The sequence below is a fragment of the Streptomyces sp. NPDC019531 genome, assembly GCF_044903305.1.
In the GTDB taxonomy this organism is placed as follows: Bacteria; Actinomycetota; Actinomycetes; order Streptomycetales; family Streptomycetaceae; genus Streptomyces.
This window is the reverse complement of the sequence record NZ_JBJDQL010000041.1, coordinates 49261-62483: the sequence shown is the minus strand read 5'-3', so window position 1 is coordinate 62483 and position 13223 is coordinate 49261. Positions and strand designations below refer to the sequence as shown.

The following is a 13223-nucleotide window of genomic DNA, read 5'->3' as shown; positions in this document are numbered from 1 at the left end:
GGTGTGTTCGTGACGCCGCTTGATCACACGTACGGTACTGACGTGACCGACGCCCCCATACCGTCTCCTCACTGCTGTATGCCGTCGACCGGCCGACCACCGAAGCCGCTACGACCGCTGCCGCAGGAGGCACGGAGACGACCCGCTTCGGACGGGACGGTGCTCCTGCCCGGCGGCGAGTTCCTGATGGGCGCGGAGGACAGCGAGGGTTTCCCGGCGGACGGCGAGGGCCCGGTACGCCCGGTGCGGCTCTCCCCGTTCCGCATGGACGTCTGCGCGGTCACCAACGACCGGTTCGCGGAGTTCGTCGCCGAGACCGGGCATGTGACGGACGCCGAACGCCTGGGATGGTCGTACGTCTTCGCGGCCTTCCTTCCCGGGATCCTGCGCCGCGACTCCCCTCGCCCCGAGGCCACCCCGTGGTGGTGCGCGGTGTCGGGCGCCGCGTGGAACCTCCCGGAGGGACCGGGCAGTTCGGTCGCCGACCGCGGCAACCACCCCGTCACCCACGTGTCCTGGAACGACGCGTCCGCGTACGCCCGTTGGGCGGGAAAACGCCTCCCGACCGAGGCGGAGTGGGAGTACGCGGCGCGGGGCGGCCTGGAGCAGGCACGCTATCCGTGGGGCGATGAGCTGAACCCCGGCGGCGAGTACCGCTGCAACATCTTCAGGGGCACGTTCCCGACGAAGAACACGGCGGCGGACGGCTATCGGGGTACGGCACCGGTGGACGCCTTCTCGCCCAACGGCCATGGTCTCTACAACATGGCGGGCAACGTGTGGGAGTGGTGCGCGGACTGGTGGACCACTGACCACTTGGCGGGGGCCGACCCGACCGGGCCTGCGACCGGCACCGCGAAGGTCATCCGCGGGGGCTCCCACATGTGCCATGCCTCCTACTGCAACCGTTACCGGGTGGCCGCGCGCAGTGCGAACACGGCGGACAGTTCCAGTGGGCACACGGGGTTCCGTTGCGCCCAGGACGTCGGCGGCTGAGCGTGCCGGTTTTTTCGGTTCACCGGATCACCCCCCTGCTCTCCCATGTCAACGGGGATGCACCCCCGGCTCCAGCCCCGCGTCCCGTGCCAGCAGCGCCGCCTGTACACGGTTCTCGCACTCCAGCTTCGTCAGGATCCGGCTGACGTACGTCTTCACCGTCGCCTCGCTCACATGGATCCGTGTCCCCGCGTCGGCGTTCGACAGCCCCTCACCGAGCAGTGCGAGCACCTCCAGTTCCCGGGTGCTCAGTGTCTTCAGACGCTGCCGCGCTTCGTCGCCGCGTGCGGCGGCCTGCCCCGAGGCGAGCGAGTCGACCACGTGTCGCGTGGCGCCGGGCGACAGATACGCGTCCCCGGCCGCCGCCGCCCGTACCGCCTGGATCAGCTCGACGGGCGCCGAGTCCTTCAGCAGGAACCCGGCGCCGCCCTGGCTCAGCGCACGCAGCACGTTCTCCCGCTCGCCGAACGTCGTCAGGATCAGCGGACGTACGGACGGCGCCGCTCGCCGCAGTTCGCTCAGTGCGGACAGCCCGTCCAGCACCGGCATCTGGATGTCGAGCAGCGCCACGTCCACGGCATGGGCACGGACCAGGTCGACCGCCTCCCGACCGTTGGCCGCCTCCGCCACGACATCGATGTCGGCGGCGGAGGTGAGGATCATCCTGATGCCCGCCCGGATCAGCGGTTCGTCATCCGCTACGAGGACTCTGATCACGACTCTCCTGCAGGCGTGCGGCGATGGCTGCTATCCGACCAGATAGGTCTTTTTCTCGATCAGTTTGCCGTCCTTGAAGCAGAAACGGTAGGCGGTCGACTTGTCCCCGTCCTTCGGCCCGAACTCCGTCGACAGGTAGGACGAGCACGTCGCTCCCCGCGGCACGGCGGGCCCCGATTCGTCCATGGCCGGGGCGACGAACGACTTGCCGCGCGGCAGCTTGGCCCGCACTGCCGTCTCGGTGTCCCCGACCTTCACCGAGTTGTAGACCGACGGCCGGATATAGAGCTTGTCGTACTCCTTGCCCGCCAGGTTGAAGATCAACACGACGGCAACCACCCCGAGAACCACGAAGGCCAGCAGTGCGGTGCCACATCCGATCGCTACCCGCTTCTTGGTGCGTCCCATGGCGATGTCGAACTCCTTCTGCATGTCCGGCGGACCGGACCGGTCGATGTCCGCACCACCGTCGCCGGGCGCCACGCCCTCGTTCTGCCCCCGGAAGTCGTTCGCCGCATCGACGAACGTCGACTCTGTCCGCGTCCGGTCCGCTCGCTGCCGACCGCGCTGTGCCGGCTGCGGGGACCGGGGACCGTAGGGCAGCACGCCCGCGACGCGGAACCCGCCGTCGGGCGCGGGCCCGGCATGCACCATGCCGCCGACCAGCCGGGCTCGTTCCTGCAGTCCCGTCAGGCCCTGCCCGCCGCTGACCACCGGCACCCGGTCGCCGGCGGTCGTCGCGGGCGCCGGCCCGTTGGCGACCTCGACGACCAGGGAATCCGGCTCGTAGCGCAGCTCTACGGTGATCGGGGCGCCCGGCGCGTGCTTGAGGGCGTTCGTCAGCGCTTCCTGCACGATCCGGTAGACCGCATGGTCCGCGGCGGGGGCCAGTGGCCGTGCCTCGCCCGTGCGGCGCAGCTCCACCGCCGCCCGCGCCCCCCGCGACGCCGCGACCAGGCCGTCGACGCCCGCGACACCCCGGCGCGCGGACTCCGTGTCGCCCTCGTGCTCCCGCGTCGGCTCGGGGGTGCCGTCGCGCAGGATGCCGACGGCTTCGCGCAGTTCGTGCATCGCGGCCACGGACGCCTCCCGCAGCACTCCGACCACCTCGCGCTGCCCGTCCGTCAGGTCCCGGTCCACCTCAAGGGCGCCCGTGTGGACGGCGATCAGTGCCAGTTGGTGGCCGAGGCTGTCGTGCATGTCCTGGGCTATGCGCTGCCGCTCCCGAAGGCGCGCGTGGGACGCGACCATCTCGCGTTCGCGCAGCAACTGGGCGTTGTGCTCGTGCAGCGCGCGCAGGAGCCTGCGCCGTTGGGCGCGGTAGCGACTGGTGAGCCCGGGCACGACCGCTGTGGCCAGGAACGCGAGCGTGCTGAACAGCAGCGCCTGCGCCGGGAGCAGGCCGAGCGTCGTGTGGGTGACGGACAGGCCCGCGTACAGGACGTAGCCGGCCGCGAACACCGTGAGCGCCCGCCGCGGTGCCTCGATCCGCGAACCCGCCGACCAGCTCACGATGATCAGGGCCATCCAGACACCACCGACCACGCCGGCGACCGCGCCCACGAGGACCAGCACGGTCGCCGGGAAAGCCCTCCGCAGCAGCGAGGCCACCACGGTGACGGCTGCCGCGGCGGCCGTCCACAACGCGCCCTCGCCCGTCAGGCCCGCCACCGCGGACGCGACCAGGAGGAGGGCCAGCAGCGTCTCGCCGACAATCCGCCGCCAGGACCACATGTCTGCCGTGCCCAGGTGTTTCCGGAGGTCGAGGGCCTTCGTCTTCACGTCCACGCGCCAACGGTAGGCATCGTCGCGTGAACACACAGCACCCGTTCGTCGCACTCACGCGCGACGAAAGTCGCATCGTCCGGCCCTGACACCCGCACCGTCTAAGCTCCGGCCCATGCGCGTATTGGTCTTGGAGGACGATCCCGAGCTGGGACCCGTCGTCGCTGCTCAGCTGCGGGATGCCGGGTTCGCGGTGGACCTCGCGCGGACTCTGGCCGAGGCGGATCTCAAGCTCTCCGTCAATCGCTACGACTGTGTGGTGGCCGACCGTTCGGTGCCGGACGGTGACTCGCTCACGCTGCTCGCCGGACACCGGCGGGCGGGATCGACGCTGCCCTTCCTGCTGCTGACGGCGCTGGACACGGTGAGCGACCGGGTGGCCGGGTTCGAGCACGGCGCGGACGACTACCTGGTCAAGCCGTTCGCCTTCGCCGAACTGGTCGTACGGGTACGGGCGTTGTGCCGCAGGGAACAGCCCGCGCGGCCGCCGCTCCTGCGGGCGGGAGACCTGGAGGTCGATCTGCCACGGCGCCGCGTGTCCAGGGCCGGGGTGCTGCTCACCCTGTCGGCCAAGGAGTTCGCGGTGCTGGAGGTCCTGATGCTGCGCGCCGGCGAGGTGGTGACGCGCACCGAGCTGATCGAGAGCTGCTGGGACGAGGCGAGCGAGCCGATGTCCAACGTCGTGGACGTGCTGATCGGCCAGTTGCGACGGCGGCTCGGGCCGCCCGATCCGATCGCCACGGTGCGCGGCGTCGGCTACCGGCTGGGCGACGAGGCGCGGGCGTGATCCGCCGGGACACAGCGTCCGCCCTCTCCCCCGCGGTCGCCCGGCTGCGGCGCACCCGCCGGTTGATGACGCTCCTGTTCGCGGCGACCACCGCCGCCTGTCTCGTCGTACTCGCCGCTGTCGCCATCCGCATCGATGCCGGATCCCGCCGGTCCGGCCTCGACCACGAGGTCGGCAGCCGCGCCGTCGGACTGTCGCGGGCCGTCTGGTTCGATGCGGGGGTGCTGCACCTGGAGCCGTTGCACGAGGACGAACTCGCGCAGGGCGCACAGGTGTTGGCCGTTCTCCAGACGAATCAGACGGAGTCGGGAGCATCGCCGTCGGTTCGGAACGTCGTGCCCGCACGCTCGGCACTGCCCGATGAAGAGCGGCTCGACCAGGTCTGGCAGCGAGTCCTCGACGAACAGGAGACCGTCGTCCTCAGCGCCCCTGCCCGACACGGGGGGCGGCTGCGGTGGGCGGCCGCTCCCGTCTGGGACGGCGACCGGATCGGTGCGGCCGTGCTGGTCGGTACGGAGCTGGCGCGCAGCGAGCACGATCACGAGGTCCTCGTGCGCTGGCTGGTGCTCGGCTGCACGGCTCTGGTCTGCTGCGCGGCGGCCGTCGGCCATCTGCTGTCAGGGCGGGCCATGCGTCCCGCCCTGCGTGGGCTGGCGCAGCAGGAGCAGTTCCTGGCCGAGGCGGCGCACGAGCTGCGAACACCGCTGGCGACGTTGCGGCTCGTGGTCGAGGGACGTGGTTCTTCCGACGAGGCGCTACGGCTCGTGGACCGGCTCAGCCGGCTGGTCACCGGGCTGCTCGCCAGGGCCCGTATGGAGGCCGGTGCGCAGCGGGCCGAGCTGGTGCCTCTGCGCCTCGACCAGCTGGTGGAGATCACCGTCGAGGAGTTGCCGGACCACGAGGGCGTCACGGTGACCTCCGAGCCGGTGGTGGTGCTCGGCGATCCGGACCTGCTGGCGCAGGCGGTGCGGAACCTGGTGGAGAACGCCCAGCGCCATGGTGGCCCGGCCGGGTCGCCGGTGGAGGTCACCGTCGCCGAAGGTCTCGTCGCGGTCCGTGATCACGGGGCGGGTGTGCCGCCCGCGGACCGGGAGCGGGTCTTCGCCCGGGGTGTCACCGGGGGTTCCGGAGCCGCTTCGGGGACGGGGGCGGGGCTCGCCATCGTCCGCTGGGTGGCCGCGCTGCATCACGGCACCGCTCGCCTCGCGGACGCTCCCGGCGGCGGCCTGATCGCCGAGCTGCGGCTGCCGGCGACCCCGGCCCGGGCGTCCTCATCCTCATCTCATGAAGGCCCCGGCACCGTGGGCGCATGACCTTTCTGCGCAATCCGCGGCTGCTGGTCGGCACCGCCGCGGGACTCGGCACCCTGCTCCTAGCCGTGAGCCTGCACGCCCTGCCCTTCGGCGGCGACACCCCTCCTTCCTCGACCGAGGTGGCCGTCCGGGTCGACCAGGTCGGCTATGTGCGCGGCGAGACGAAGCGGGCTTATGTCATGGGCCCCTCGGCGGCCCTCAAGGGGGCCCGCTTCAAGGTCCTCGACGTCGACAACAAGGTGGTCACGGCGGGCAGGCTCGGTCCCGCCACCGGCCGCTGGAACGCCAAGTACCCCTCCGTGCGCACCGCCGACCTCTCCGCGCTGAACACCCCCGGCACCTACCGCGTCGTCCTCACCGGCACCGCGGCCGGCCGCTCCCCCGCCTTCCGCGTCGCCGGTGCCGGCGAGCTGATGACGCCGCTCGTCAGGGACAACGTCCGCTTCCTCCAGGCCCAGCGCGACGGAGCCGACGTGCTTTCCGTAGGTGCCCTCAAGCGCGGCCCGTCCCATCTCGCCGACGAGGACGCGACCGTGTACGCCGATCCGGAGTACGACGAGGAGGACAACGAGCTGCTCGACGAGCGGCTGACCCCGACCGGCGGCCAAGTCGACGTCTCCGGTGGCTGGTTCGACGCGGGGGACTTCCTCAAGTTCACCGGCACCACCTCCTACTCGGTCGCCGAACTCCTGCTCGCCCAGCGGGACCTGCCGGACATGAAGGAGCTGTCGGCCGAGGCCACACACGGGTTGGACTGGCTGGACAATATGTGGGACGGGGACAGCGAGACGCTCTACACGCAGGTCGGCATAGGCGCGGGCAACGACGCCGTACGGACGGATCACGACGTGTGGCGGCTGCCGGAGGCCGATGACCGACTCGTTGTGTCGCCCGGCGACCCGGACTACACGATCAAGCACCGGCCGGTCTTCCGTGCGAACGACCCGGGCGAGGCGATCACTCCCAGCCTGGCCGGACGGGTGGCCGCGGTCTTCGCCCTCGCCGCACAGCGGGCCGCCGACACCGACCCGGACGAGGCGCAGGAGTGGCTGGACAAGGCCGCCGCCGTGTACGACCTGGCCGAGACCGACCCGGACCCCGACGAGCCGCTCGTCACCGCCTTCCCGAGCGCGTTCTACCCCGAGGACTCCTGGCAGGACGACATGGAGTTCGCCGGCGCCGAACTCGCCCTGGCGGCAGCGAAGTTGGGTGACGACAGGAAGGGCGACTGGACTGCTGACTCGGCCCGCTGGGCCCGGGCCTACCTGGACTCCGACGTCAAGGGCACCCTCGATGTCGCCGACGTCAGCGCCCTGGCCCACGTCGACCTGGCCACCGCCCTGGACGGCGCCCGCACGAACGGCATCGCCGCCGCGGACCTCTACAAGGACCTGCGCCGCCAGTTGGAGGACGGTGTCGATCGCGCCGGGCACGATCCGTTCGGCGCCGGCGCGGTCTACGACGACTTCGACGCCGTACCGCACACCTTCGGGCTGGTGGCCACCGCCCGCCTCTACGCCAAGGCCACCGGAGACACCCGTTACGCGGCCTTCGCCGGGCAGCAGCGGGGCTGGGCCCTCGGTGCCAACCCTTGGGGCACCAGCTTCATGATCGGTGCGGGCGAGGTCTACCCGCACTGCCCGGAACACCAGTTGGCCAACCTCCGGGGCAGTCACGACGGCAAGGGCGCCATCCTGCGCGGGGCCGTGGTCAACGGCCCCAACGCCGCCTCGAAGCTCGATGAGTTGAACGGCTTCCCGACCATGAAGAAGTGCACGGCGGCTCCCCCGTCGGGGGCCTGGACCGACTTCGACGGCAAGGGCGCGCGGTACGTGGACGACGTGGGCGCGTGGCAGACCGTGGAGCCCTCACTGGACTTCACCACGACGGCACTGCTGGCCTTCGCCCTCACCGCACAGGCCGACGGTCGGTGACCGAGCCTCTGGGACTCCTCAAGTCGCTTGGCAGGCACGGGACATGACGGCCAGGCTGGCCCCATGAGGGGAATCACGAAACTGAGCGAGAAGAACAACTTCGTGCTGTCCATCCGGGACTCGGACGTGGTCGTGGCAGCCCTGCGTCAGGCACTGGCCGGGGCCTCGCCGGAGGAGCGCCTCGGTCTGGAACGCGCTGTCGCGCTCGTGGAGTCCACCGCCGGAGCCAACGAGAGTCGGCTGCACGCCCGTTGGGTCCGCTCCCGACTGGCCGCCGTCGGCTTCACCGGGGACCTCGGCTCGGTCGCCGCGGTGAAGGCCCTGCGCCAGGCGGAGCCGAAGCTGAGCCTGCTCGCGGCGGTGCAGCTGCAGAAGGAGGCAGTGGCCCATCCGGAGTGATCCGGCAGCCCCCTGGCACGCGGGAAGTGGGGGCTGCCGGAGGCGTCGCGCCGCTCAGGACGTGAGGTAGCAGGACTTGCTCACGCCGGGCAGTGGGTCGGTGCCGAAGGCCGCCGTCGTGCAACCGGTGCCGCCGGTGAACGACTTGTAGAGGAAGCGGCCCCGTGCGCCGTAGGCGACGGTCTGCTGTCCGCTGAAGCCGCATGTGCCGCCTTCGGCCGAGCAGTTGGTGGCGTAGCCGACGGGGCCGCCGGTTGCGGTGTAACAGGCCTTCGACTCACCGGGGATCGGGTCGCCGAACATCGCATCGGTGCACGCGGTGTCGCCCGTGGCGGTGGCCGTGGTGAAGGCCCCGAACGCGCCATACATCACCGGCTGTCCAGCTGCGGCCGGGCACGTGCCGTTCTGCGAGGCGCACTTGGTCCAGCCGCCCGCCGGTGCTCCGTCGGGCGGCAGGTAGCAGGACTTGGCGACGCCGTCGATGGGATCGCCGAAGTGGGCGTTGGTGCAGGCGACGGAGCCGTTGGTGACCTGGTGGGCGAAGTTGCCGTTGGCGCCGTAGGCGACGTCGCGGTTGTAGCCGGGCACCGCGCAGGTGCCGTTCTCGGCGGCGCAGGCGGTGTATCCGGGCGGGCCGCCCGCGTCGGCGACGTAGCAGGACTTGACGAGATTCGTCGCCGGGTCGCCGCGGAAGGAGTCGTTGGAGCAGGCGGTGCTGCTCGTCACCGTCTTGTACGTGTACGTTCCGGCGCCGTAGGCCACCGAACGGGTCCCGCTGAAGGAGCAGGTGCCGCCCTCGCCCGCGCACCGGGTGAAGCCGGCTCGCAGGGCGCCGGTACCGGGTTCGGCGGGCGGAGCCGGATTGCCGAGTCCGGTGGCGGTCACGCTGTAGCCGCCCGGAGCGACGCCGGTGAGGTAGACGTAGGTGTCGTCCTGGCTCGCGCCGGTGATGCCGGAGGTGGGCGTGAAGGTTCCGTTGCTCCAGACGGTGGTGCCGTTCACGGACACCGAGATGTTGCCACCGCCGAGCTTCGGGACTCCGATACGGCCGGTGGTGCCGGACGGGCTGGTCAGGTGTGCCGAGTAGGTGCCTGCGGAGGGGTCGCGGGACCAGGACGCGTTGACAGCGCCCTGGGGCATGGTGATGCGGCCCTCGGCGCTGGTCAGGTCGCCGGGGTGCGGGACGAAACGGTACGCGCCGGTCGACGACTCGGGTGCGGTGCCCAGCACGTCGAAGGTGAGCGTCGAGGTCGGCGCGGTGGACCAGCCGTGGGCCAGGCTCATGAACGAACCGCCGTAGGCGAGGCCGCCGTCGGACTTGACGCCCTCCCAGAAGGTGCTCCTGGTGCCGATGTCGCTGTTCAGCATGTGGCCCCAGGTGCGGCGGATCTGTGCCAGGGCGCCGTAGTCGTCATTGGCGGTGAAGCGGGCGTTCAGCTCCATGCCGCCGGCGAACGGCGAGACGTTGCTGCCCCATTCGGGCGTGGTGGGGCCGTAGATGCCCCAGTTCTTGCCGAGCCCCGCGATGATGCTCTTCGACTTGGCAGTGGAGTCGGTCAACCCGTACCAGACGGCGAGGGAGTTGCCGTCCTGTGGATAGAGCCCGCTGGTGGGGTTGTCCTTGTACATGCCCTTCGCGGCGTCCCACAGCAGGGAGTTGGCGGCGGACCTGATGGCGGCCGCCTTGCTGTTCCAGCTCGCCGCGAGCGCGCTGTCGCCCTCGACGGTGGCGAGGGCGGCACCACCCTTGAGCGCGCCGTACAGCAGCGCGTTGGCGGAGATGTTCTCGCCGCCCTGACCCACTCGGGCCCAGTCCTGGGTGCGGGTCACGTTGAGCAGGTTGTTGCCGTCGATCTTGTCGGTGATGAAGGCCATCCCGCGCTTGTAGTCGGCCCATTCGGAGTCCAGCCACGCCCGGTCGGCGGTGTACGTGTAGTACGTCGACGTCCCCAGCAGGGTCCAGGTGTGGTAGGTGTCCGAGCCCGTGAGGTTGAACGGCGGCCCGGACCAGGGGATTTCACCCGCCGCCGACTGCGCGTCGTACATCGTGGTGAGCGCGTTGCGGGTCGAGGTGAGGTCGCCCGAGTACGCGTACTGCGTGGGTACGGCGATGCCCAGGTCACCGGGCCACACCGTACGGTCGCGCTTGGCACCGTCGACCAGGACGGAGTCACCGACACCGACGGTGGCGCTGTTGTCCCATGCCGAGGCGGGCGGGGGCCAGGCGCGACCCTGGTGGGAGGCGATGGTGTTGAGCTGCACGGTGTACGCCCCGGCGTACCAGATCCGGTTGAGCAGGTCGTCGCTTGAGGAGAAGTAGTTGGCGTAGTCGGCCGGGTTGGCCTTGCCCGGGGCCGCGGTGAAGCCGAGGCTGACGCCCCTGAGGTCCACCCAGCCCGAGGTGTCGAGGAAGACCGTCAAGTAACGGAAGCCGCCGCGCAGTTGAGCCGTGGGCATGGTGTAGGTGCCGCCCGCGGAGGCAGTGGCGTAGAGGGCGCCGTCCTCGCCGTCGCGGCCACTGCTGCGGTCGCTGTTGTTGCCCACGTACAGGGACGACTCGCTGAAGGCCAGGCCGACCCGTTGGCCGCTGGAGCTGGCACCACCGAATGACAACGTTACCAATCCGCCGACTTCCTTCCCGAAGTCGAGCGTGATGGCCGACTGCGAGCCGGAGATCCGCGTCGGCTGTCCGCTCAGGACGTTCTGCGGGTTCGCGACGCTGCCGGATGTGCGGTGGACGGCTGTCGGCTTGAGGGTGCGCGAGGTCGGCGAGTAGTTCAGGGCGTCAAGTACCGCTCGGGGTCTGGCAGTTGCGGTCGCGGACGCGCTCCCGGCCGACGGAGGTGCCGCACCCGCGGACGACGCGGGGGCCACGACCAGCGCGGCGGCCACCGCCATGACGAGGCCGACTAGGGCGTGTGTCGGAAGTCCCTTCTGCCCCGCGACGCCTGGCACGCACTCTCGCCGCACGGGGTGAAAGCCCAAGTACGTCCAGTACGAGGACTTCCACCCCGCACGCCGAGAGCACGCACCAGACGCCGCAGAGCCCGCCCTTCGGGCGGACGAAGGGACTTCCGACACACGCCCTAGGCGCCCTGGACTGGGCTTTCGGTTCAGCGGTGGCCGACGGCGACGCATGAGTACCTCCCGGATCGATGGGGAACCAACTGCCCCAACTGGACACCTGACGCTTGGCGCTTAGTGCTTGAATCGATTCAAAACGATCGACCATGAAGGCCTGGGACCTGGAGACGCAATGGGGGCGTGAGATGACTCGCCGAAGTTCGCACCGATGATGGGCGCCCGAAAAGCGGGTGTCAACCCATCGCGGCAACCGTCATCTCCTGCGAAGAAACGGCATCTTGCGGCATTGACAGGACCACACCAGGCCGGTTCACTACCTCGAAGGCAGTGCAGGTGCAGACCATTAATCCCTACCTGAATCCATTCACACGCTGGGGTTGGTCCGGGGTGCTCGTTTCCTGGGTGAAGCGCACCCCCCTTATCCGTCCCGACCAGGCACTGTGACGCCCTAGCCTCGATGTATGGACACAGACAAGGGCCCCGCCGCCGAGAACGCGCTGGGAGGTTTCCTCCGCGCACGGCGTGCCCAGCTGCGCCCCGAAGACACGGGGCTTCCCACGACCGGCCGCCGCAGGGTGCCCGGTCTGCGCCGCGAAGAGGTCGCCACCCTCGCAGGGGTGAGCACCGACTACTACATGCGCCTGGAACAGGGCCGCGAACGGCACCCGTCCCGGCAGATCCTCGAAGCCGTGGCACGCGCTCTGCAACTGGACGACGCAGCAGTCGCGCACCTGTTCCAGGTGGCCACGCCGACCACCCGACGTACGCGCCGGGCGCTCCGCGTGGAGCGTGTCGCCCCGCCTCTGCGCCGGCTCCTCGACACCTGGACCACCACGCCCGCCTTCGTCCTGGGCCACGCCCTGGACGTGCTTGCCGGCAACCGGCTCGCGAGCGCCCTGTACGCCGGCTTCGCCCACTCCGACAACCTGCTGCGCATGACGTTCCTGGACCCGGCCGCGCGCGGCTTCCACCGCGACTGGGACCGGGCGGCCGAATCGACCGTGGCCACACTCCGACGGGCGGCCGGTATCGACCCCGAGGACATCCGGCTGCGGGAACTCGTCGGCGAACTCTCCCTGAAGAGCGCCGACTTCCGCGATCTGTGGGCGCGTCACGACGTGCGCGGCAAGACCCGCGAGGCCAAGCTCTTCCATCACCCCCAGGTCGGCGACCTGGAACTGCACTACGAGGCGTTCACCGTCAACAGCGCCCCCACCCAGCAACTCATCGTCTACCAGGCCGAACCGGGCAGCACCTCGGCCGACGCACTCTCCCTGCTCGGCTCGCTCAGCGCCGACTCCGTGCACGGGCGGAACACGACGAGGGGCACCGACTGAGTGCCCACATCCGAGCGAGGCGTCGTAGGCGAAGGGCATGGCGATACGTCGGCAGCCGCCCGACGACGGACGGCGGCCTTTCAGCAGCGAATCCGGGCAGCAGCACCGCATGAGGTCCCAACCGCGTTTCATGTTGGCCGCGACGACTCTTGATGCACCGAATGCCCGCGAGCTCGCGCAGTTCTACCAGGGCCTGCTCGGGTGGCCGATACAGAAGGAAGAACCGGGCTGGGTTGAGATCGCACCGCCCGACGGCACTGCCGGGCTGTCCTTCCAGACAGAGCCCCTCTTCACGCGCCCGCACTGGCCTTCCGCCCGCTCCGGGCAGCAGATGATGATGCATCTGGACATCGAGGTGGACGATCTGTCATCGGCCGTCGAGCATGCCCTCGCCCTGGGAGCGACCCTGGCGGACCACCAGCCTCAGGACGATGTACGCGTTCTGTGCGACCCGGTGGGCCACCCGTTCTGCCTCTTTGTGCGCACCGGCCCGGGCGCCTGACGAGTTGAGTCAGGCGCTGACTGTGCAGTAGCCGATGATGTCGCTCAGCCACCCTGCGGGACCGGCTGGTCGCCCTCGCGGTACAGGACGAGGTGTTCGTGGTGGAGGACTCCGTCCCGGACGTCGCCGGTGGCGGTGAAGCCGGTGTCGTCGACATAGTCGAGATGGTTTCCGGTGACGGTGTAGCTGCCGGTGTAGGCGCTCTGCCTGCTGCCACGCGCCTCGTCGTAACGGCCGTTCGGCAGCAGTTCCTGACGGATGAACCCGTCCGCGGTCACCCACATCCCGACGTACGGGTGCGGGGCGCTGGGTGTGTCGTTGCTGGGTGTGTCGTTGCTGGTCATGGGTCTACGGTGGCCCCGGCGACCG

At 70.4% G+C, this 13223-nt stretch carries 11 protein-coding genes; 7 read left to right on the top strand and 4 right to left on the bottom strand.

Going from position 1 to position 13223, the window contains the following annotated elements; translation table 11 throughout:
* The first annotated feature begins 42 nt into the window (after window positions 1-42).
* The gene (locus ACI2L1_RS34745; RefSeq protein WP_404743394.1) at window positions 43-996 is read left to right on the top strand and encodes a formylglycine-generating enzyme family protein; all 954 of its coding nucleotides are present in this window, start codon (window positions 43-45) and stop codon (window positions 994-996) included.
* A gap of 48 nt (window positions 997-1044) precedes the next feature.
* Here the strand turns inward: ACI2L1_RS34745 and ACI2L1_RS34740 are convergent, their stop codons facing one another.
* Window positions 1045-1713 carry a response regulator gene (locus tag ACI2L1_RS34740; RefSeq protein ID WP_404743393.1) on the bottom strand — a complete coding sequence of 223 codons (669 nt, stop codon included), beginning with the start codon at window positions 1711-1713 and terminating at the stop codon, window positions 1045-1047.
* A 30-nt stretch (window positions 1714-1743) separates the two neighbouring features.
* Window positions 1744-3501: a sensor histidine kinase gene (locus ACI2L1_RS34735; protein ID WP_404743392.1), complete on the bottom strand. Its 1758-nt coding sequence runs from the start codon at window positions 3499-3501 to the stop codon at window positions 1744-1746.
* A gap of 112 nt (window positions 3502-3613) precedes the next feature.
* On the opposite strand from ACI2L1_RS34735, the gene ACI2L1_RS34730 reads away from it, so the two are divergent.
* The 4 genes from ACI2L1_RS34730 (at window position 3614) to ACI2L1_RS34715 (ending at window position 7931) form a co-directional block, all read left to right on the top strand.
* Entirely contained in the window at window positions 3614-4285 is a 672-nt protein-coding gene (locus tag ACI2L1_RS34730; RefSeq protein WP_404743391.1) for a winged helix-turn-helix domain-containing protein, read from the top strand.
* On the top strand, window positions 4282-5598 hold the full coding sequence (locus ACI2L1_RS34725; protein ID WP_404743390.1) for a sensor histidine kinase: 1317 nt from the start codon (window positions 4282-4284) through the stop codon (window positions 5596-5598). The genes ACI2L1_RS34730 and ACI2L1_RS34725 overlap by 4 nt, the downstream gene beginning before the upstream one ends.
* Window positions 5595-7532, top strand: a complete 1938-nt coding sequence (locus ACI2L1_RS34720; protein ID WP_404743389.1) for a glycoside hydrolase family 9 protein — start codon at window positions 5595-5597, stop codon at window positions 7530-7532. Before ACI2L1_RS34725 ends, ACI2L1_RS34720 begins: the two co-directional genes overlap by 4 nt.
* Window positions 7533-7595: 63 nt before the next feature.
* A complete protein-coding gene (locus ACI2L1_RS34715; protein WP_404743388.1) occupies window positions 7596-7931 on the top strand; it encodes a hypothetical protein in 336 nt (111 codons plus the stop codon).
* Window positions 7932-7985: 54 nt separating this feature from the next.
* Here the strand turns inward: ACI2L1_RS34715 and ACI2L1_RS34710 are convergent, their stop codons facing one another.
* Window positions 7986-10829, bottom strand: a complete 2844-nt coding sequence (locus tag ACI2L1_RS34710) for an MGH1-like glycoside hydrolase domain-containing protein (RefSeq protein WP_404743387.1) — start codon at window positions 10827-10829, stop codon at window positions 7986-7988.
* A gap of 647 nt (window positions 10830-11476) precedes the next feature.
* On the opposite strand from ACI2L1_RS34710, the gene ACI2L1_RS34705 reads away from it, so the two are divergent.
* Window positions 11477-12352, top strand: a complete 876-nt coding sequence (locus ACI2L1_RS34705) for a helix-turn-helix transcriptional regulator (protein WP_404743386.1) — start codon at window positions 11477-11479, stop codon at window positions 12350-12352.
* A 37-nt stretch (window positions 12353-12389) separates the two neighbouring features.
* The gene (locus ACI2L1_RS34700; RefSeq protein ID WP_404743385.1) at window positions 12390-12854 is read left to right on the top strand and encodes a VOC family protein; all 465 of its coding nucleotides are present in this window, start codon (window positions 12390-12392) and stop codon (window positions 12852-12854) included.
* 44 nt (window positions 12855-12898) lie between these two features.
* Here ACI2L1_RS34700 and ACI2L1_RS34695 read toward each other — a convergent pair whose 3' ends face one another.
* Window positions 12899-13198 (bottom strand): Atu4866 domain-containing protein, encoded by a 300-nt coding sequence (locus ACI2L1_RS34695; protein ID WP_404743384.1) that lies wholly within the window; start codon window positions 13196-13198, stop codon window positions 12899-12901.
* Between the last annotated feature and the right edge of the window lie 25 nt (window positions 13199-13223).